Raw genomic sequence first — 17573 nt, 5'->3', positions numbered from 1 at the left:
GCAGCGCCGAGCGGACACCCCACGGGCGGTTACGGTTTACGGTTCTGCTCGAACTCGACGCGGGCGCGTCGAAGGCGGCCGTCGGCGCCGAGCTCGGACTCATAGGCCCGCAGCGTGATCAGATCGGGGACGGTCATGCCGTGAACGACCCGCTCGGCATCCCGGCCGGCCTGGTCGACGGGGTCGGTCTCGAGTTGTGCGAGCGCGTCCCCGGCGGCGTCCCGGGCGACGGCCGCGCGCTCCTCGTCGGCCTCGACGCGACGGTGCCCGCGGTAGGCGACGACACCGATGGCGAGCGCGGCACCGAAGGCGGCGGCCAGGGCGCCGGTAAGTGCGGTGATCATTCGTCCACTTCTTCCTCGTTCGAGCGGTGACGGTCAGGGGCGTCGGAGCCCGGGACGACAATCCCGAAGACCACGCCGAGGACCACCACCACGGCTATGAGCACCTCGACGTTGTTCATCGGGTTTCCCCTCTCAGGTCGTCGGGGTCCACTCGGAATCCCGAAGGGCGGTTGACGTTGCGCTCGATCCACCGGCGGAGGAACTCCTCCCCGCGACGGTGGTCGCGTCGAGCGATGTCCTCCAGGACCAGAGCGACCACGAGGACGGCCACGGCGAACGCGAGGATGACGACGAGGACCACGAGACCGGTCACGCTCCCCACCTCCCCTGGGCCCGGTGGCGGCCCGGGGCGTCCGGGTCGGTCAACGCCGCGACCCCGAGCCCAGCGGCCGGCGCCGATGACAGCGCCACCACATAGGCCGGGTACGACCAGCCCGGGACGGTCAGGACGACCAGCGCGGCCAGAGCGGCGGCCAGGAGGACGGCACCCACCACGAGGAGGGCGGCAGCGAGGCGGCTATTCATCGCGGGCCCCCTCGGCGGTCCCGGCCCCATGCGGAGCGATCGTGTCGAACAGGTGCGCCAGGGCGTCACCCTGGTCGGCCTCCGCACGGGCCGCCTGCGGGGCGAGGTCGTCGAGAACCGCATCGGCCGTAGCGCGCAGCTCCTCGGCGATACGGCGAGCGCGGTGGACCCGGGTCGACCGGTCGGCCTCCGACTCGTCCTCGATAGGCGCCGAGATGGTCCGCTGTAGGCCGCCAACGAGCGCGGCGAGGTGCGCGATCCGGTTCGCCTCCGCCTCGGGAAGGACGGTGAGCTCCATCGTGTGGTCCTGGTAGGCCGTCACCGGATCACCTCCGCCGCCGGGCGGGGACGGTCGCCGCAAACGTGGCCGTCCTCGGTGTGGTCATGGATCGTCGGGGCATCGCTCGCCTGGAAATACGCGCGGAACACCTCGTGACGGTGGGCCCCGCAGGCGTACTGATAGGTCGTCTCGGTCACGATCCGGTACTGGGCCGGGGCCGTGCAGTCAAGGGCGTCGATCATGCGCGGCCACCACCCTCGTGGATGTAGACGGCCACGTACTCCACAGGCCCGAACGCGACCCCGGCGACGTAGTGGACATCGCCCCGGTGCGTATCGAAGATTTTGACCTCGGTGCCGATGGCGGCCGCGATCCGGTGGACCTCGGTCACGGCGGCGTCATGTCCGCCGAGGACCGACGGCCGTACACAGTGCTGGATGCGCGGGTGGACGTCGAACGGCACCGTGGGGTTCGCGTCGATGTAGTCGGCGAGCGCCCGGAGGCCCGCAGTTGCCTCGGCTCGGCGGCCAGGCTCACATGTCTCACAGCGGCACCAGTACCGGTGGTCTGTTACTGTCGTGTCCATCAGGAGTTCCTTTCTGTAGGTCCTGATACCGCCCTCGCCGACTGGATCTCGGCGGGGGCTTTCTGTCGTGCCGCTCCCGGAGTTGAACCGGGCCGTGGCTAACGCCTGCTCACCGTGAGCTTGCGGCTCCCGGGCAGCTACCCCCGGGATTCACCACCCGCCACCAGGAGCAACCCCGGTGCGGGAGCTGTAGATGGGGCCGCCGGTCCCCCCGAATCGCGGCGGCCCCTGCCTGGTCGGTCCCCCTGGCCAACCAGGCCCAGTGAAGTTCGTGGAGCGCTCATGCGGCACTGCGAGCGCCCTTCTTCATGAGCGCATAGGTCATCCCGTATTCGGCTGGCTTGACCTCGCCCTGTACTGCAATCGCTTGGATGTGATCGACGGTGAAGCGGACGTGCTTACCGAGGCGAGTGTGCGGCACCTCGTTCCGCGTGACGCGTTTCTGGAGCCACTCGGGCGAGACCTTCAGCATCTCGGCCGCCTCCTCCTTGGTGAAGAGCTCGAAGCCGGAGCGCTCATTCAAACGATCATTCATGGTGCCAAGCGTAGCCTAATGAACATAATGAGCGCAAGGGGCTTCCCGAAAGTTCTTTATCTGGCTTCATTGACGTGCGTCATGTCGGGTTCTTGACAACATATGGCATCATTGGGCGCTACTTGGTACCGTTCAATGAACATCCGAACGAACAGAAGGGAGGTGCAACGATGTTGACTGCGAGCGTGCAGATGCCAAACACGCCCATCCTCTATGATGGGCGTGTGACCAACTCCGAACGACGACAAAAGTTCGTTGACTGGCTGAACCATGCCGTCGACGAGCTGGCAGAGCGACACGGGTGGTCCCTAAACGAAATCGCCATCCGAGGGCAAATTTCGGTCCCCCAACTCCGGCGCTGGAGACAAGGCCTATTTGACAAGGCCCCCCGTGAGCGCACCCTCGTTCGGTTCTGCGAAGGGCTGGGACTCGATCCCCAGGAACCGACCGTGATCTTCGGGTACCGAAGTGACGTCTACGTGGATTTGCTTCGCGACGACGCGGCGGAACTCAACCCTTTCGAGGGATACTCAATTTCAGAACTGCAGGACGCAACAGTTAAGTTCCGTTACATCCTGAAGGACCCGACCCTGTCGGGAGAGCGCCGCGCCGAAATCCGCGCGATGCTCCAGGAGGCAACCACGCAGTACATGCGATCGCTCAAAACGGCTCATCCGGAGATCGAGGCCTCGCCGAAGCGCGACTCCGCGTAGCCTTCCAGACGCGTCCCTATCACCCTATTTCTGCACGTAATTGTGCAACCAAGTCCGTATGAAAACGGTGTTGTGTCCGTTACTTGACAAAGTGTGGTCTAACGGATGATCATGGAATGATTATTCGCATTTTGTGGTCATTTGATCACTTTCACCTCTTAGGAGCGTGACTGTGCAACCTAACATAGTCCCTACCCTGCACGATGTGGCCAACCAAGTTCACCAGCGCCCGGGCGTACAACTCGCTCCGGTTTTCGTTGGGATCCTGGCGCTCACAGTAACGGTCACCCTCGCGATGCTCACACCCGCTCACTCGCCGACATCGGTCATGTGGTTCATGATCGTGATTTCCGCCGAGCTTCTGACGATCGGGCTCAGCCTGCTCTGGTACGGAGTCTGCCGACTCCTGAAGCAGTACTTCACACAGCTCATTCGCGAAGTACATAAGGCCGGATCGGCTTCAGCGCGGCAAACGAAGAGCGCTACCGGCGACGATCGCCTCAACAGCGTGATCGCCGAATTCAGGGAGTTCCAAAAGAAGTCCGACGCACGCGACGCTCATCTCGAAGTGCTCGTGAAGCAGTCGAATTCTGCCATGGAGCACATCCGCGAGGGCATCATCCAGGGGATCATCCCCTCTGAACGGACTCGGGCCTACCAAAAGCCGATCCCGCATCCGGCATCCCGCCCAAGAGACTGAAAGATAACCATATGTGGGTTGAGCCCTACAAGAAGAAGTTCCGCATCCGAGACCTCATCGACGGTCGCAAGGTCACCCTCGAAACGGGGTTCGTGACAGACAAGGCCGCTAAGGCTCGCAAGAAAGCACTGGAGGTAGAGAAGGAACAGAACGGCGGCCTGAATGCCCTCGCCGGACAGGCGAACTTCGGTGAGTGGGCCGAAGGTTGGTGGCACAGCCACGAAAAGACCCTTGGGTCCTCCGAGACAAAGAGGACCGAAGGTGGCCGCTTCCGCAAGCATGTCATCGGCCGGCTAGGACATCTCAAGCTCAAGGAGATCAAGCCCGAGGTAATCCGCCATTGGCTGGATGACCTGGCCGACCCTGATGACGAAGACGAGTACAAGTCGCTCAGCACCAAGTCCATCCTGAATGTCCACGGTTATCTCTATATGGCACTCGAACGCGCCATCGTCGAGCGGATGATCCGCACGAACCCGGCTGGCGCTTCAAGGCTCCCGAAGTGGCACCGACCGGAACCGAGATTCCTCACTGACATGGAACTCGGCGCTGTAATTGGACTCCTGCCCGAGGCATGGCGCCCGCTGTTCATATTCATCTCCGGGACTGGGTGCCGTGTCGGCGAAGCCATCGGGCTGAAGTGGGACAAGGTGAACCTTGACGAAAACCAGATTCGTTTCGAAAGCCAGCTTCGGACCATCGACGGTGTTTACACGGATGTGCCGCTGAAAACCAGGTTCTCGCGGCGAACGATCAAGGCCCCTCCGACGGTGAAGCAGATCCTCAGATTGCTTCCCCGCGAACTAGACGGGTACGTCTTCCGTGGTTCGCGACACAACAAGCCCGTGTACTACAACTCGGCGCTCATGGTGTGGACGCGAGCGTTGGAGGGGACGGCGTTCGAGGGACTGAGGATCCACGATCTCCGGCATACTCATGCCGCGCAGCTCATCAAAGAGAGAAGGCCTCTCACGTCCATTCAGCGGCGCCTTGGGCACTCGTCTATCAAGATCACCAGCGACCTGTACGGCGGTCTCCTTCCGGAAGTCGAGGAGGAGACCGCGGAGGCTGCCGAAAGATCCCTGCGTTGGGTCGACCTCTCGTACCTGGGGATCGACCGCCAAAGGGGTGGGGAAAAAGGTGGGGAATTCAGTGGTTCCCACCGACGTCAAACGCCTATGAAAGCACTTCAGCGCCCACCTGTTTTACCAGGTGAGCGCTGAAATAGCTGCTCATAATCTGTGCGCGAGGTGGGAGTTGAACCCACACGTCCATTAGGACACTGCCACCTGAAGACAGCGCGTCTGCCATTCCGCCACTCGCGCGTATTCTATTCTCGATCGCCGAACCTCGGCTCGACTTCAACCATGGTAGCGAACCGTCCCCCGACCATGCCAGCGGGGGGGAGGTGTTTAGTGACGCACCCTACCCCCGCACTGGAAAACACGTGGCGAGAGGCCTCAGACGACCGGGCGGACGCGCCCGACCGGCTGACCGCCGCCGTAGATCTCGGGCCAGCAGAGGGCCTCCATGACATAGTGGGCCTCGGCGGGCGCCTTGAACCCGGCGTGCTCGCACAGGGCCCTCAGCGCCACCGGCATGGCGGCGCGGTTGTTCCCGTCGTCGATCTTGACCACCGCGGTCCCCACGCCGGGCATGGAGATCGCCTGGACGCCCTCGGCGCCGCCCTTCGCGAGCATGCCGGGGACGGCGGCCATGAGCTTCGTGTCCGCGCCGTCCGAACCTGCCACCAGCTTCGGGTGGGCGCGCATGGCGTCGGCCACCGCACGCTCCTCGGTGCCCTCGTCGGACGAGGTGAATCGGTGGAAGGCCCGGGCCAGCCCCGTGAGCCCGTAGGCGAACAGGGGCGCACCGCAACCGTCGACGCCGGTCGCGGCGATCTCCTCGCCCGTCAGCTCCTCGACGGTGCTGTACACCTGCTGCTGGAACGGGTGGTCCGGCTCCAGGTACGTGGCGAGGTCCCAGCCGTTGAGCTTGACCGCGGCCACCATCGACGAGTGCTTGCCCGAGCAGTTCATGTACACGCGCCGCGCACCCCCGCCGGAGGCGACCACACCGCGCCGGGCGGCGGGGTCGCTGGGCAGGTCGGGCGGGCACTGCAGGGCGTCCTCGCCGAGCTCGGCGCTCACCAGAAGGCTGTCGACCTCCTTGACGTGCACCTCTTCGCCGTGGTGACTGGCGGCGGCGATGGCCAGGTTCGACACCGTGGCGGGTTTCCACCCCGCGCGCAAGGCCGCCAGCGCCTGCATGGGCTTGGCCGCCGAACGCGGAAAGACCGGCGACACGACATCGCCGATGGAGTGGACCAGTTCGCCTTCGCCGTTGAAGACTGCGACCGAACCGCGGTGGAAGCTCTCAGAGAAGCCGCTGCGGACGACCTCGGCGACGAGTTCGCCGCCACAGTAGTGTTTTGTAGCCATATACGGAAGGTTAACGGGCCTCCTCGCCCGTCGCGTTTTGATCGCCGACTTTGTAAGCTGCGTCCGCCTCATCCGCTGCAACCCTTTTCAACAGCGCAAACGCAATGATTCCCTCATCGGCGTGCTGGGCGGCCGTGCCGATGGCACCGACCTCCTTCTCCCCCAGGACGACAGGCGTCCCCGGAGTCGGCGGGGTCTCCTCCGAGCCGTCCAGGTGCAGCCGCACCAGGCGCCGCGGCGGCTGGCCGAGATGGTGGACCTTGGAGACGGTCTCCTGCCCCCGGTAGCACCCCTTGTCGAGGTGGACGGCGCGCGCCAGCCACGGGTGGACCTCGTGCGGAACGGTCTTGCCGTCGGTGTCCGACCCGAACAGCGGGCTGCCCGCCGCGATGCGCAGGGCGTCGTCGGCCCACGTCCCCGCGACCGGCTGATCGGTGGGAAGCGCGTCGCGCGGAACGAGCACGTCGGCGGTGCCCTCCGCGGTCGAGTCGGTGCGCCGCGCCCAGCCGTTCTCCGTCGCCGCGCCGTGATAGAGCGAGGTGGACTCGGCCGCCAGGTCCCGCGCGGCGAACTTGGCCTCCGGAACCGGGTTGACCCGCGGCGCGTCCAGCTCCAGGCCGGGACGGCCCTTCGTGTAGACGACCAGGGCGAAACGGTCGGTGACGTCCTCGATCTCCACCTCGGTGCGGAACCGCATCATCGTGAGGAAGCGCAGGAACGCCTCGGCGTCCGACGCGGCCACGTCCAGCCACGAGACCGAGCCGTCGTCGTACATGCCCGCGTGGTGCTCGATCCGGCCCTTCGGCGTGAGCACGAGCAGCTCGGTGCCGGAGTGCGCCGGCAGCTTCTCCACGTGCTGGGTGGCCAGAGAGTGCAGCCACGCCAGGCGCGGTTCTCCGGAGACGGTGATGATGTGCCGGTCGGAGCGGTCCAGGATCGCCCCGGACTCCAGGGCCGTGCGCTGTTCGCGCAGCGGCTGCCCGAAGTGCCAGGCGCGGTCGCCCGACTCGTCGGGGACGGCGCCCTCTAGGTCCAGGTACGGGGAGCTGTGGTCAGCCATGGTGGTGGTCGTCTTTCTTCTCGATGCAGGCGGAGCAGGTGCCGAACAGTGCCACGTGGCCGATGTCCAGGACGAATCCCTTGTCCTCGGCTATGGCGTCGCGGGCGCCCGCGAACAGGGCGGGGTTGACGTCTTCGGTCTTGCCGCAACGGTGGCAGACGAGGTGGGCGTGTCCGCGCTCGCCCGCCAGGTGGTACGTGGGCGCACCGTGGGAGAGGTGGGTGTGCGTGACGAGCGCCAGCTCCTCGAGCAGGTCCAGGGTGCGGTAGATGGTGGTGATGTTGATGCCCTCGACGCGCTCGGCCACCGCGGCGTGGATCTGTTCGGGCGTGGCGTGCCCCAGGTCGGCGATCGCGTCGAGCACCAGTTGGCGCTGCGGGGTCATCCGCATACCCCTCGATCGGAGGACCGAGGCCAAATCGACGGTGCGGTAGTCAGACATGTCCTCCATCCTAATTTCCCGAACGCGACAATAGGGCCATGGCTGAAGTGACTGTAATGCTGGGCCGCGGACTCGTCCCGCCCGGTGAACCCATCATCTGCTCCGACGACCTCGGCGTCCTGCGGGGCGACGGAGTCTTCGAGACCATCAACGTGAGGGGCGGCAAGCCCTTCCTCCTCGAACAACACCTCAGGCGCATGGCGAATTCCGCCGCCGCGCTGGAGATCCCCATCCCCCGGTCGGAGGCGATGCGGGGACTGGCCGAGTCGGCCGTGGAGGAGTGGAACACCCGCTCCGAGGCCGAGGCCGCGCTGCGCCTGATCGTCACGCGCGGGCGCGAGGGCTCGAAGCACCCGACCGTCTTCGCGACGGTGAACCCGGTGGGCGAGGCTTGGAAGCGGCCGCGCCGGACGGGGGTGAAGGTCGTGTCGGCGACGCTGGGCGTGTCGGCGGCGACGCGCGCCGAGGCCCCGTGGCTCCTGGGAGGGGTCAAGTCCATCTCGTACGCGGCCACCATGAGCGTGCTGCGGTGGGCCAAGGAGCAGGGCGCGGACGACGCCCTGTGGACGTCCTCCGACGGCTACGCGCTCGAAGGGCCGACGTCTTCGCTGGTCTGGCTCGAAGGGGACGAACTCTGCACGACCTCAACGGAAACGGGGATACTTCCCGGGACGACCAGCCGGCACCTGCTGGACAGCGCAGGTTCGATCGGATTGCGCCCCAAGGAGAAGATCATCGAGGTGGAGCGTCTGGCCAAGGCCGACGCGGCATGGCTGACAAGCTCGGTCCGTGGTGTGGTCTTTATCACAGAGCTGGATGGGAAACCCGTCGCGCAACGTCCTGACATCCATGCTGAGCTGGTGAAACTCTCCGGTTTCAGCCTGGATTGATCACGATTCGGCAACGGTTTTCAGGGAACTCCCAGGTTCGACACAGGGCAGTTCCAGAGAGACCCCTCATAGTAAGAATCGTTCCGGTCACGCCGCAGAACACATCAGAAGAAACATGGGCAGTTTCTTCTCGATCTGCAGACCGCGGGCGATGTGGATTTTTCGGAATCCACGCGGCCGTGGAGACAGGAACAATCCGGGGGCACAAAACCGGTTTGGGTCATCGGGCACAACCCGACCGGTGCCATAGAAAAAAGTGGAGCTCCTCCACTTTAACGAGGGTGTGGTGAATGGGCAAGCACCACACCCTCATTTTTTGCCCTCTCGGGCTTAAGGGACTCCTATTTTCGCAGGCAGCGACCGTTTGTCACATTTTGAGAACAGCTTGACAACGATTGCCGATCGCCTCATTATCCCAGGTGAAAGCACTATTGCGGCAGTCACGCCAAGGCCTGCAGCGGGATCGCACGGAGGCCTCTTCTTCGCCCACCAGTTCGATTCTGGGGGTTGACATTCACCCGCCCGTGTTCAGCTATCCGCTTTTCGGCCGCTGCGACGCCGCGGACACAGCGGTGGGCGGGGCCGGGGTTGGCAATCCCGTCCTCTCGGCAGCTACGTCGTCGCGGTCTTCACTGCAAGCGACGCCCCGGCCGATCCAAGACCTCTCAGCGGCTTCGGCGTCGCGGTCATCACGGTTAGCGAACCCCCGTCCGCTCCAAGGCTTCGACGTCGCGACCGTCGCAGAGGACGTCGCAGAAAGTCGCGGTCGTGCTCCTGCGCATGGTTTCCCGGGAGCTACGGGTGCGACCGCAGCGGCACACCGTCGAAGCGAACGCTCGGTTTCCCGCGTTCGGCGCGGCTCGGCCTGCCGCGTTCGGAGCGGACGCTCGGTTCTCTGGGGTCGGCGCGAACACCCACCTCGCTCGGATCGGACGGTCGCGTCTCCGAGTTCGGCGCTAGCGCCAGGCCTGCCTTCTTCGGAGCGGACGCTCAGCTTCCCGCGGTGGCGGTGAGCAGCGCCCGCACTTGCGGACTGAGGCTCTCGACGGCGGCGACGCCGTCCTCCAAGCTGTCGAAACCGCTCGTCATGATCACCATCCGGACCGGCTCCTCCCCGCTCTCGGCGTCGAGGACTCCGGCGGAGTGGACCACCCAGGGGATGTCCAGGTCCGGACGCGTGTCCCAGCCGTTCTTGACCCAGTAGTCGCCCTCCGTCGCGGCGCTCACTCCCCAGTCCTGGTCGCTCTCCACCCGCGAGAGCAGGTCGAGCATGTAGTCGCGCTGCGCCTCGTCGAAGTGCTCCGAGTCGGACGACAGCATGACGTCGAGCAGGTGCAGCTGGTCGGCCGCGGTGGTCACGGTGTAGCCCCAGCGCCGGATCTCGTGCTCATGGGTGCCCTCCAGGCCGAACTTCCCATGGGCCTCCTCCAGGTCGGGGAACCCTCCCAGCACGTTGAAGAGCAGGCGGTCGGTCGCCTCGTTCTTGGACTCGGTGATCATCTCCGCCATGAGCCCGTCCACCCAGCCGGGGATCTCCTCGGGGTCGCCGTAGTGGTCCACGAGCATGGCGAGCACTTCGAGCTTGGTCAGGGACGCGCCGGAATGCTCCACCTCGGCCCCCGCGCCGCCGGTGTAGGTTCCGTCGGAGACGGCGATGGAGACGGTCGCGCCCTCGGGGAGGCCCGCGTTCTCGACGAGGCCCTCCAGTTTCGCGGAGAGCTGGTCGTTCGCCGTCTTCAGCTGCTCCTCCTCGGAGGGCATGTACTCGGAGCCGGCCAGCTCCTCGTCGGTCTTGCGCGTATAGGTCTCGCGGTCCTCGGCGCCCTGGCCCTCGGCCGGCGATTCGCGCACGACGATGATGAAGCCGGCGATGGCCACGGCCAGCACCACCGGAGCGGCCACGAAGATCCAAAAGCCGGGCCGGTGGGATTTCAAAAGGTTCACTTCTGCCACCTGAATTTCGGTTGTGCGGCTCGGCCTTCGGTAGCGGGCGGTGTCGATCGGCGACCGGGAGGCGTGCCGCGCCTGGTAGGGGAAGACTATCCGACAGCGGAGAGCGACCGAACCCCCGACTCGATCGATACCCGTCGCATCGTTGCGACCGGCGCGGCGTGAACGCCGAGGTCGAAACGGGATCGGCGTAGGCACACGGAGCACCGGGGGCCGCGCGGGGAGGCCGGGAAAAGGATCGAACACGGGATGCCGGACTGCCGTTTCGGTGGACCCCGGGCCGACTTCGGTGGGAGGGGTGCGCGGGCGGCCCCGGCGAGGAGGTGCTGGGTCTTGTCGCCGGACTGTGGTCGCACGGGAAGCGCGGGCGGCCCCGGCGAATAGGGCGGGCAGAGGAAAAGGCGGCGACCGTTCCGGTCGCCGCCCTCAACGGGTACTCGGGCCGGGCGGGAGACCCGGACCGAGAAAGGTGGTCTCTAGGCGGTTCCTCCGCGGGTCTTCAGGACGATGCGCATGACCGCGGCCGACACACCGACCAGACAGGCGATCGCGACGATGGCCAGCAGTCCGGACGCCCCGTCGGCGAGCGAGTCGGGGTCGACGGCGGCGACCTCCTCGCTCATCTTCGCGAAGTCCTCCTGAACGGCCTGGTCCTCGGCGTCGGCCGGCTCGCCGAAGCTGTACGGCTGCTCGGGCGTCCCCTCAGTCAGCGGCGATCCCTCGGACCGGTCCTCGTCGGGCTTCTCCTCGGAATCGGCCGACGCGGGCTCCCCGGCGTCGCCGGACCCGTCCTGCCCCCCGGTCGCGCCCGCGGCGCTCTCGTCCGGGGCCTCTCCGGACCCCTCGGTCCCCTCCTGGCCGTCGGCGGCTCCGTCGGAACCCTCGCCGGAGCCGTCGGACTCCTCGGGCCCGGACTCGGACGGGTCGGGCAGGTCGGCCTTGTCGTCCTCCTGCTCGGTCCCCTCGTCGGCGCCGTCCTGGTCCTCGCCCTCGTCCACGGCGGCCTCCTCGGTGACGACGACCTGGGCGGGGGCGTAGTCGGGGAAGAGCCCCTTGCACTCGGGGATCATGGCGATCTCGGCCGAGGTGTTCATGGTGAAGGTGTGGCTCTGGCCCTTCTCGATGTCGTACTGGTCCTGGCCGACGTGGAGGGTGCCCACGGTCTCCAGCTCGTTGACGTAGGTGACGTGCGTGCCGGGGGCGACTTCGAGGCTCTCGACGCTGGGCTCGGAGGTGGCGGAGAGGACGCTGAGCACGCCGCATCCGCCGGAGAAGGCGATCTCGTCGACGGCCGTCGCGGCCGGGTCGGCCATCGCGAAGCTCATCCCGGCGATGCCGCCGATGGCGAGCGCGGACCCGGCGCCCACGGCGATGCGGCTGCGGCGGCGTCGCTCGCGGGAGGCGCGCGTGGCGCGCACGCCGGGGGAGACCCGGCCGTCGTTGACCGGGTAGGGCAGCGGCGGCCGGTTGTCCGAGCTCTTGGCGTTCTGTCGGGTGTGCTTGTCGTTCTTGGACATGTGTGCGTCTCCTGGACGAGTCTCGCCCGCTCACACCGGGCCTGTGACGTTTTTGTGGTCTTAACCTGGTACAACGAGCGAGCGGGGATCCGGTAACGCCCTCGGTGGGGAAATCGGCCAGAATATACGTGATGCAGTAGCTCAGCGGAGAGCGACCCTCGAGAGGCGGAGCCCGTCCCGGGCCCCGCGAGCGGTCCCCTTCCCCAGAGAAAGGTTGTCTATGCCTGCGGCCACGGTCTCCGAAGAGCAGGACCGCTGGGAGGCCTTCGCCGCCCTCCCGGAGGACGCGCGGCGAGCGCACGAGAGGCCCTCGCGGGCGAGGAGGGTGCTGCGGCGCCTGCTCGACGGCGAGATCCTGGCGGCGATGCTCCTGTCGCTCGCGGCGGCGGCCGCCTACACCTGGCCCCTGGCGCTGAAGATCAAGGAGGGCGTGCCCTCCGACCTCGGCGACCCCATGCTGCAGACCTACACGCTGGGCTGGCTCTCGCACGCGGCCGGGGAGGGCGAGAACCTCTTCGACACCAACACCCTGTGGCCGGCGCAGGACTCGCTCCTCTTCAGCGACACCCTCCTGGGCTATCTGCCTGCCGCGCTCTTCGCCCGGGACCAGGCGAGCGCGATCGTGGTCTACAACGTGCTGTTCATCCTCGCCTTCGCCCTGGCGGCCTTCGGCGGCTACGTGCTGCTGCGCCAGCTGGGCGCGCGGGTGGCGGGCTCGGCGGTCGGCGCGGCGGTGTTCGCCTTCGCGCCGTGGAAGATCAGCCAGTTCGGGCACCTGCAGGTGCTCTCCTGCGGGGCGATCGCCCTGTCGCTGGCCATGCTGGCGCGGGGGCACGGCTGGTCGCTGCGGCACGGCTTCAAGCCGGAGCGCCAACGTCCTCTGTGGATCATCCTGGGCTGGCTGACGGCCCTGTGGCAGTTCTCCATCGGCGCGGGGCTGGGCGTCCCGTTCGTCTATCTGCTGATGATCCTCGGGCTGATCGCCCTGGCCGGGTGGTCGGTCAAGCGCCACCGCCTGAAGTGGGGGACGATCGCCGCGAACGTCCTCGGCGGCGCGGTCTTCAGCTTCGCCGTGCTGTGGCTGGCGGACAAGCACATGGCCGTCTCCGCCTCGCGCCCCGAGGCGGAGCGCAGCTGGGAGTATGTCCGCCACTTCTCCCCCGCGTGGCAGAGCTTCATCATCTCCCCCGAGGACGCGCGCTACTGGGGCGAGGCGCACGCGCCCGCGAGGGAGGCGCTGACGTGGCCGCCGGAGCAGACGCTGCTGGTGGGCTTCACCGCGATCGCCCTGGGGCTCATGGGCCTGGTGTGGTCGGCGTGGTCGCGGCGGATCCGGCTGGTGCTGGGCCTGGTCCTGGCGGCGCTGGTCGCTCTGGCGATGGGCCCGAACTTCTTGGACGGCGGGCGCTGGGCCTGGGGCCTGCTGTACGAGTACGCGCCGGGCTTCGACGCGATCCGCACCCCGGGCCGACTGGTCTTGTACATATCGCTGGTCCTGGCGATCCTGGCGGCGGGCACGGTGACCCGCCTGGCCGACCGGGCCGACCGGCTGGCCCATGACAACCGCGTGGACACGCGGTCGGCGGCCAAGGCGCCCCGGCGGGTCCACGCGCTGCTGTTCCTGCCGCTGGCGCTGATCGCCGTCGAGTCGGCCCCGGTGCTGGAGGTCCACTCGCCCCCGGTCTCGCCGGTGGCGTTCTCCGAGCTGGAGGGGCCGGTGCTGGTGCTGCCCGCGGGAGGGCACGACGGGGTGGTGCAGTTCTGGAGCCTGGACGGGTTCCCCGAGACGGCCAACGGGATCACCGCGTTCACGCCGTCCGAGTACTCGGCGGTCAAGACGGCCTCGCTGGGCTTCCCCGAGGCGGAGTCGGTGGAGGAGCTGCGGAGCCTGGGCGTGTCCACGGTCCTCGTCGTCCCCTCCTGGCTGCCGGGGACGGAGTGGGCGTCCATCGACGTGGACGCTCCACCGCTCGGGGTCGACGTGGAGCGGGTCGGAGGGGCCGCGGTCTACAGCCTGGGCTGAGGGGCGGGCCTCAGCGGTCGATGTCCTGGAAGAAGACCATCGCCCCGGAGGGCTCGGGCTCCTCGGGGCGGTGCAGAGGGGCGGCGACCATGTCGAGGGTGCGGTGCACCTTGTCGATGACCACCCGCGCCAGTCCGCGTTCCAGGGTGCCCGACTCGAGGGCGCGGAGCACGGGGAGGCGGGCGAGCTCGGCGGGGGCCAACCGCTGTCCGGCGGAGGAGAAGTCGACGAAGTGCAGGCCGGCGTCGAGGAACCTCGGCATGACGGCCTCGATGTCCCGCGGCAGCCCCAGCAGGGACCGCGAGGCGGGCGACAGCGCCCGGACGCGGGCCTCGGAGTCGATGAGGAGGCAGGCGTCGGCGCTGTTCTGGACGGCGGACTTCCACGGCACGAGGGCGGCGGGGAAGGGCGTCTGCTGCTGCCGGGGGAGCTCGGAGAGGCGCGACGTGGAGAACCGCGACCGCGCCGCGCGCGGTGAGCTGCCGTTGCCCTGCGAGAGAGAAACGTCCAGCGGAACGTTCAACTGGGTCATCGGCCCGTGAGCTCCTAGTCTGGGGTGCCTGCGTTCCAGGGTTCTGCGGGTTCGCCGTGCTGTGTCACCGCATAGGGGGAGCCGCTCGCGGTGAGCAGGCGGCTACTATGTCCGTGGACTCACGGTAACACAGAAGTTCAGGGTTGTGAATAGACGCGAGGAGCGCACGGATCCGTTCCCGCCGAGCGGGATCACGTGTCGAATCTGCCCGGACGAGGGGCGGCGGGCCGGGTTCTTCCATAGGATCGGACCATGAGCGACAATCCGTATTGGAGCGACGACGACCCGCAGAGGTTCGAGTCGCGGTCCGACCCGCTGGTCACCGACACCTTCTCCCGCTGGTGGGACGCCACCCTCGGCGTCCTGGGGCGCTCCTGGCGCTCGATGGGCATCATCCTCCTCATCGGGGTGGCGATACCGGCGTTCATCCTCAACCTCATCTCGACGTTCAGCATCGACCGGCGCTCGACCTACGACTTCGGCGACGCCATGAGCGGGAACGCCCCCGAGGTCGACCCCGGATCGGCCTCCGGACTGGGGCTGTTGGGGCTGGTGACGCTGTTCCTCTTCGCGGGGTCCGCCATGGCCGCCCACCGCACCGCGGCCGCCGAGGCGGCCGGAGGCTTCACCACGACCTCCGAGGCGCTCCGGGGCGCCTTCCGCAAGTGCTGGAAGCTCTGGCTGTGGATGATCCTCGGCAGCGTCTGCGTCACCGTCGGCTTCGTCCTGCTGGTGATCCCGGGACTGCTCGTCTCCTTCGGGCTTGCGCTGATGATCCCCGTGGCGACGTTCCAGAAGCGCGCCAACCCCTTCGGCGAGTCGTTCCGGCTCACCTTCGGCGACTTCGGCCCGGCGCTCGGGCGGCTGGTCATCGCCGTGCTCGTCTACCTCGTCATCACGTGCGTCCTGGGCATCTTCACCGGCTTCCTCTCGGAGCTGTTCCTCTCCTTCGCTCCCGTGGCCGTCGCCAACGTCCTCATCGTGGTGCTCAGCGCCCTCTACGCGGTGGTCTCGCTCATCCCGACCATGTGGATGCTCGCGGCGGTCCTCACGACATACGCCTCGGCGCGCGGCAAGCGTGAGCCGGTGTCGGCCGCGTCTCTCTCGGCCGAAGCCGCCGAGACAGTGGCGTAAGAGGCGGCGAACAGGAAAAACGGGCCCCAGTTTGGCACTCTCGACGCGAGAGTGCTATACCTGGATTGGCACTCTCGACTGGAGAGTGCCAAAACGTGATCGTGCGCGATGAGGTGGCCGTGGGCTTCGGGCCCTGGTCGTCGCGGGCTGCCGCCTCACCGTCGAACTAACGAACAGTACAGATCCGAAAGGAAGCCATCGCACATGGCCAAGCAGATCGCATTCGACGAAGAGGCTCGCCGCGGCCTGGAGAAGGGTATGAACACCCTCGCTGAGGCCGTCAAGGTCACTCTCGGACCCAAGGGCCGCAACGTCGTCCTCGACAAGAAGTGGGGCGCCCCCACCATCACCAACGACGGCGTGTCCGTCGCCAAGGACATCGAGCTGGACGAGCCCTTCGAGAAGATCGGCGCCGAGCTCGTCAAAGAGGTCGCCCAGAAGACCGACGAGGTCGCCGGAGACGGCACCACCACCGCCACGGTCCTGGCCCAGTCGCTGGTGAAGGAAGGCCTCCGCGCCGTCGCCGCCGGCGCCAACCCGATCGCCATCAAGAAGGGCATCGAGAAGGCCGTCGCCTCCGTCGTCGAGCAGCTCCACGGCCTGTCCACCGAGGTGGAGACCGAAGAGCAGATCGCCAACACCGCCTCCATCTCCGCCGGTGACACCACCGTCGGCGCCATCATCGCCGAGGCCATGGAGAAGGTCGGCAAGGAAGGCGTCATCACCGTCGAGGAGTCGAACACCTTCGGCCTCGACCTGGAGCTCACCGAGGGCATGCGCTTCGACAAGGGCTACCTGTCCGGTTACTTCGTGACCGACCAGGACCGCATGGAGGCCGTCCTCGAGGACCCGTACATCCTGATCGTCAACCAGAAGATCAGCTCCGTCAAGGACATGCTGCCGACCCTGGAGAAGGTCACCCAGACCGGCAAGCCGCTGCTGATCATCTCCGAGGACGTCGACGGCGAGGCCCTGGCCACGCTGGTCGTCAACAAGATCCGCGGAATCTTCAAGTCCGTCGCCGTCAAGGCCCCGGGCTTCGGCGACCGCCGCAAGGCCATGCTCGGCGACATCGCCGTGCTGACCGGCGGCCAGGTCATCTCCGAGGAGATCGGCCTCAAGCTCGACAGCGTCGACCTGTCCATGCTGGGAACCGCCCGCAAGATCGTCATCACCAAGGACGACACCACCATCGTCGACGGCGGCGGCGAGCAGGAGCAGATCGACGGACGCGTGGGCCAGATCCGCGCCGAGATCGAGAACTCCGACTCCGACTACGACCGCGAGAAGCTGCAGGAGCGCCTGGCGCGCCTGGCCGGCGGCGTCGCCGTCATCAAGGTCGGCGCGGCCACCGAGGTCGAGCTGAAGGAGCGCAAGCACCGCATCGAGGACGCCGTGCGCAACGCCAAGGCGGCCGTCGAAGAGGGCATCCTCCCCGGCGGCGGCACCGCGCTGGTCCAGGCCGGCGCCAAGGCCTTCGACAAGATCGACACCGCCGACGTCGACGAGGCGACCGGTGTGGAGATCGTCCAGCGCTCCCTGGGCGCCCCGCTGCGCGCCATCGCCGAGAACGCCGGCCTCGAGGGCGGCGTCGTCGTGGAGAAGGTCAAGAACCTGACCCCGGGCGAGGGCCTCAACGCGGCCACCGGCGAGTACGTGAACATGCTGGACGCCGGCATCCCGGACCCGGCCAAGGTGACCCGTTCCGCTCTGCAGAACGCGGCCTCCATCGCCGGACTGTTCCTCACCACCGAGGCAGTCGTCGCCGACCTCCCGGAGAAGGAGGCCCCCGCGGCCCCCGACATGGGCGGCATGGGCGGCGGCATGGGCTTCTAAGCAGAAGCTCCCAGCCCACCGACAGACCGCCGGGCGGCTCCCCTTTCGGGAGCCGCCCGGCGGTT

21 protein-coding genes and 1 tRNA gene are annotated in these 17573 nt (G+C 67.3%); 7 read left to right on the top strand and 15 right to left on the bottom strand.

The window, feature by feature from the left end; translation table 11 throughout:
* Positions 1-29: 29 nt before the first annotated feature.
* From ACFTE1_RS21590 to ACFTE1_RS21555, 8 genes are all read right to left on the bottom strand, one after another.
* Positions 30-344 carry a hypothetical protein gene (locus tag ACFTE1_RS21590; protein WP_380617627.1) on the bottom strand — a complete coding sequence of 105 codons (315 nt, stop codon included), beginning with the start codon at positions 342-344 and terminating at the stop codon, positions 30-32.
* Positions 341-463, bottom strand: coding sequence for a hypothetical protein (locus tag ACFTE1_RS21585; RefSeq protein ID WP_380617628.1), 123 nt, complete (start codon positions 461-463; stop codon positions 341-343). Before ACFTE1_RS21585 ends, ACFTE1_RS21590 begins: the two co-directional genes overlap by 4 nt.
* Positions 460-657 carry a hypothetical protein gene (locus tag ACFTE1_RS21580; protein ID WP_380617629.1) on the bottom strand — a complete coding sequence of 66 codons (198 nt, stop codon included), beginning with the start codon at positions 655-657 and terminating at the stop codon, positions 460-462. Before ACFTE1_RS21580 ends, ACFTE1_RS21585 begins: the two co-directional genes overlap by 4 nt.
* Positions 654-869 carry a hypothetical protein gene (locus ACFTE1_RS21575; protein ID WP_380617630.1) on the bottom strand — a complete coding sequence of 72 codons (216 nt, stop codon included), beginning with the start codon at positions 867-869 and terminating at the stop codon, positions 654-656. The genes ACFTE1_RS21580 and ACFTE1_RS21575 overlap by 4 nt, the downstream gene beginning before the upstream one ends.
* A complete protein-coding gene (locus ACFTE1_RS21570) occupies positions 862-1191 on the bottom strand; it encodes a hypothetical protein (RefSeq protein WP_380617631.1) in 330 nt (109 codons plus the stop codon). The genes ACFTE1_RS21575 and ACFTE1_RS21570 overlap by 8 nt, the downstream gene beginning before the upstream one ends.
* Positions 1188-1391 carry a hypothetical protein gene (locus tag ACFTE1_RS21565; RefSeq protein WP_380617632.1) on the bottom strand — a complete coding sequence of 68 codons (204 nt, stop codon included), beginning with the start codon at positions 1389-1391 and terminating at the stop codon, positions 1188-1190. The genes ACFTE1_RS21570 and ACFTE1_RS21565 overlap by 4 nt, the downstream gene beginning before the upstream one ends.
* Entirely contained in the window at positions 1388-1735 is a 348-nt protein-coding gene (locus tag ACFTE1_RS21560) for a hypothetical protein (RefSeq protein WP_380617633.1), read from the bottom strand. The genes ACFTE1_RS21565 and ACFTE1_RS21560 overlap by 4 nt, the downstream gene beginning before the upstream one ends.
* 280 nt (positions 1736-2015) lie before the next feature.
* On the bottom strand, positions 2016-2270 hold the full coding sequence (locus ACFTE1_RS21555) for a helix-turn-helix domain-containing protein (RefSeq protein ID WP_380617634.1): 255 nt from the start codon (positions 2268-2270) through the stop codon (positions 2016-2018).
* Positions 2271-2494: 224 nt separating this feature from the next.
* On the opposite strand from ACFTE1_RS21555, the gene ACFTE1_RS21550 reads away from it, so the two are divergent.
* The 3 genes from ACFTE1_RS21550 to ACFTE1_RS21540 all read left to right on the top strand — a co-directional run bounded on the left by ACFTE1_RS21550 (position 2495) and on the right by ACFTE1_RS21540 (position 4906).
* Positions 2495-2983 (top strand): helix-turn-helix domain-containing protein, encoded by a 489-nt coding sequence (locus ACFTE1_RS21550; RefSeq protein WP_380617635.1) that lies wholly within the window; start codon positions 2495-2497, stop codon positions 2981-2983.
* 205 nt (positions 2984-3188) lie between these two features.
* Entirely contained in the window at positions 3189-3683 is a 495-nt protein-coding gene (locus ACFTE1_RS21545) for a hypothetical protein (protein WP_380617636.1), read from the top strand.
* 11 nt (positions 3684-3694) lie between these two features.
* Positions 3695-4906, top strand: a complete 1212-nt coding sequence (locus ACFTE1_RS21540) for a tyrosine-type recombinase/integrase (protein WP_380617637.1) — start codon at positions 3695-3697, stop codon at positions 4904-4906.
* A gap of 19 nt (positions 4907-4925) precedes the next feature.
* Here the strand turns inward: ACFTE1_RS21540 and ACFTE1_RS21535 are convergent.
* From ACFTE1_RS21535 to ACFTE1_RS21520, 4 genes are all read right to left on the bottom strand, one after another.
* Positions 4926-5008: transfer RNA gene (locus tag ACFTE1_RS21535), tRNA-Leu, on the bottom strand.
* Between the two features lie 135 nt (positions 5009-5143).
* Positions 5144-6124, bottom strand: a complete 981-nt coding sequence (locus ACFTE1_RS21530) for an asparaginase (protein ID WP_380617638.1) — start codon at positions 6122-6124, stop codon at positions 5144-5146.
* 10 nt (positions 6125-6134) lie between these two features.
* Positions 6135-7184, bottom strand: a complete 1050-nt coding sequence (gene ygfZ, locus ACFTE1_RS21525) for a CAF17-like 4Fe-4S cluster assembly/insertion protein YgfZ (RefSeq protein WP_380617639.1) — start codon at positions 7182-7184, stop codon at positions 6135-6137.
* Positions 7177-7626 (bottom strand): Fur family transcriptional regulator, encoded by a 450-nt coding sequence (locus tag ACFTE1_RS21520; RefSeq protein WP_380617640.1) that lies wholly within the window; start codon positions 7624-7626, stop codon positions 7177-7179. Before ACFTE1_RS21520 ends, ygfZ begins: the two co-directional genes overlap by 8 nt.
* 38 nt (positions 7627-7664) lie before the next feature.
* Between ACFTE1_RS21520 and ACFTE1_RS21515 the strand changes: the two genes are divergently transcribed.
* Complete coding sequence (locus ACFTE1_RS21515; RefSeq protein WP_380617641.1) at positions 7665-8516, top strand: aminotransferase class IV; 852 nt, start codon at positions 7665-7667, stop codon at positions 8514-8516.
* 990 nt (positions 8517-9506) lie between these two features.
* On the opposite strand, the gene ACFTE1_RS21510 is transcribed toward ACFTE1_RS21515, so the two are convergent.
* Both ACFTE1_RS21510 and ACFTE1_RS21505 read right to left on the bottom strand, forming a co-directional pair.
* Positions 9507-10460, bottom strand: a complete 954-nt coding sequence (locus tag ACFTE1_RS21510) for a serine hydrolase (RefSeq protein ID WP_380617642.1) — start codon at positions 10458-10460, stop codon at positions 9507-9509.
* 482 nt (positions 10461-10942) lie between these two features.
* Positions 10943-11983, bottom strand: a complete 1041-nt coding sequence (locus tag ACFTE1_RS21505; RefSeq protein ID WP_380617643.1) for a hypothetical protein — start codon at positions 11981-11983, stop codon at positions 10943-10945.
* Positions 11984-12203: 220 nt separating this feature from the next.
* Between ACFTE1_RS21505 and ACFTE1_RS21500 the strand changes: the two genes are divergently transcribed.
* Positions 12204-14006, top strand: coding sequence for a hypothetical protein (locus ACFTE1_RS21500; protein WP_380617644.1), 1803 nt, complete (start codon positions 12204-12206; stop codon positions 14004-14006).
* Between the two features lie 10 nt (positions 14007-14016).
* Here the strand turns inward: ACFTE1_RS21500 and ACFTE1_RS21495 are convergent, their stop codons facing one another.
* Positions 14017-14538 carry a hypothetical protein gene (locus tag ACFTE1_RS21495; RefSeq protein ID WP_380617645.1) on the bottom strand — a complete coding sequence of 174 codons (522 nt, stop codon included), beginning with the start codon at positions 14536-14538 and terminating at the stop codon, positions 14017-14019.
* 252 nt (positions 14539-14790) lie between these two features.
* Here ACFTE1_RS21495 and ACFTE1_RS21490 point away from each other — a divergent pair, with 252 nt between their 5' ends.
* Complete coding sequence (locus tag ACFTE1_RS21490; RefSeq protein ID WP_380617646.1) at positions 14791-15672, top strand: hypothetical protein; 882 nt, start codon at positions 14791-14793, stop codon at positions 15670-15672.
* Between the two features lie 204 nt (positions 15673-15876).
* Entirely contained in the window at positions 15877-17508 is a 1632-nt protein-coding gene (groL, locus tag ACFTE1_RS21485) for a chaperonin GroEL (RefSeq protein WP_380617647.1), read from the top strand.
* Positions 17509-17573 lie beyond the last annotated feature (65 nt).

The sequence above is a fragment of the Salininema proteolyticum genome (assembly GCF_042685645.1).
GTDB lineage: Bacteria > Actinomycetota > Actinomycetes > Mycobacteriales > Micromonosporaceae > Salininema > Salininema proteolyticum.
The sequence above is the reverse complement of the archived record's forward strand: the minus strand, read 5'-3'. Positions and strand labels throughout refer to the sequence as shown.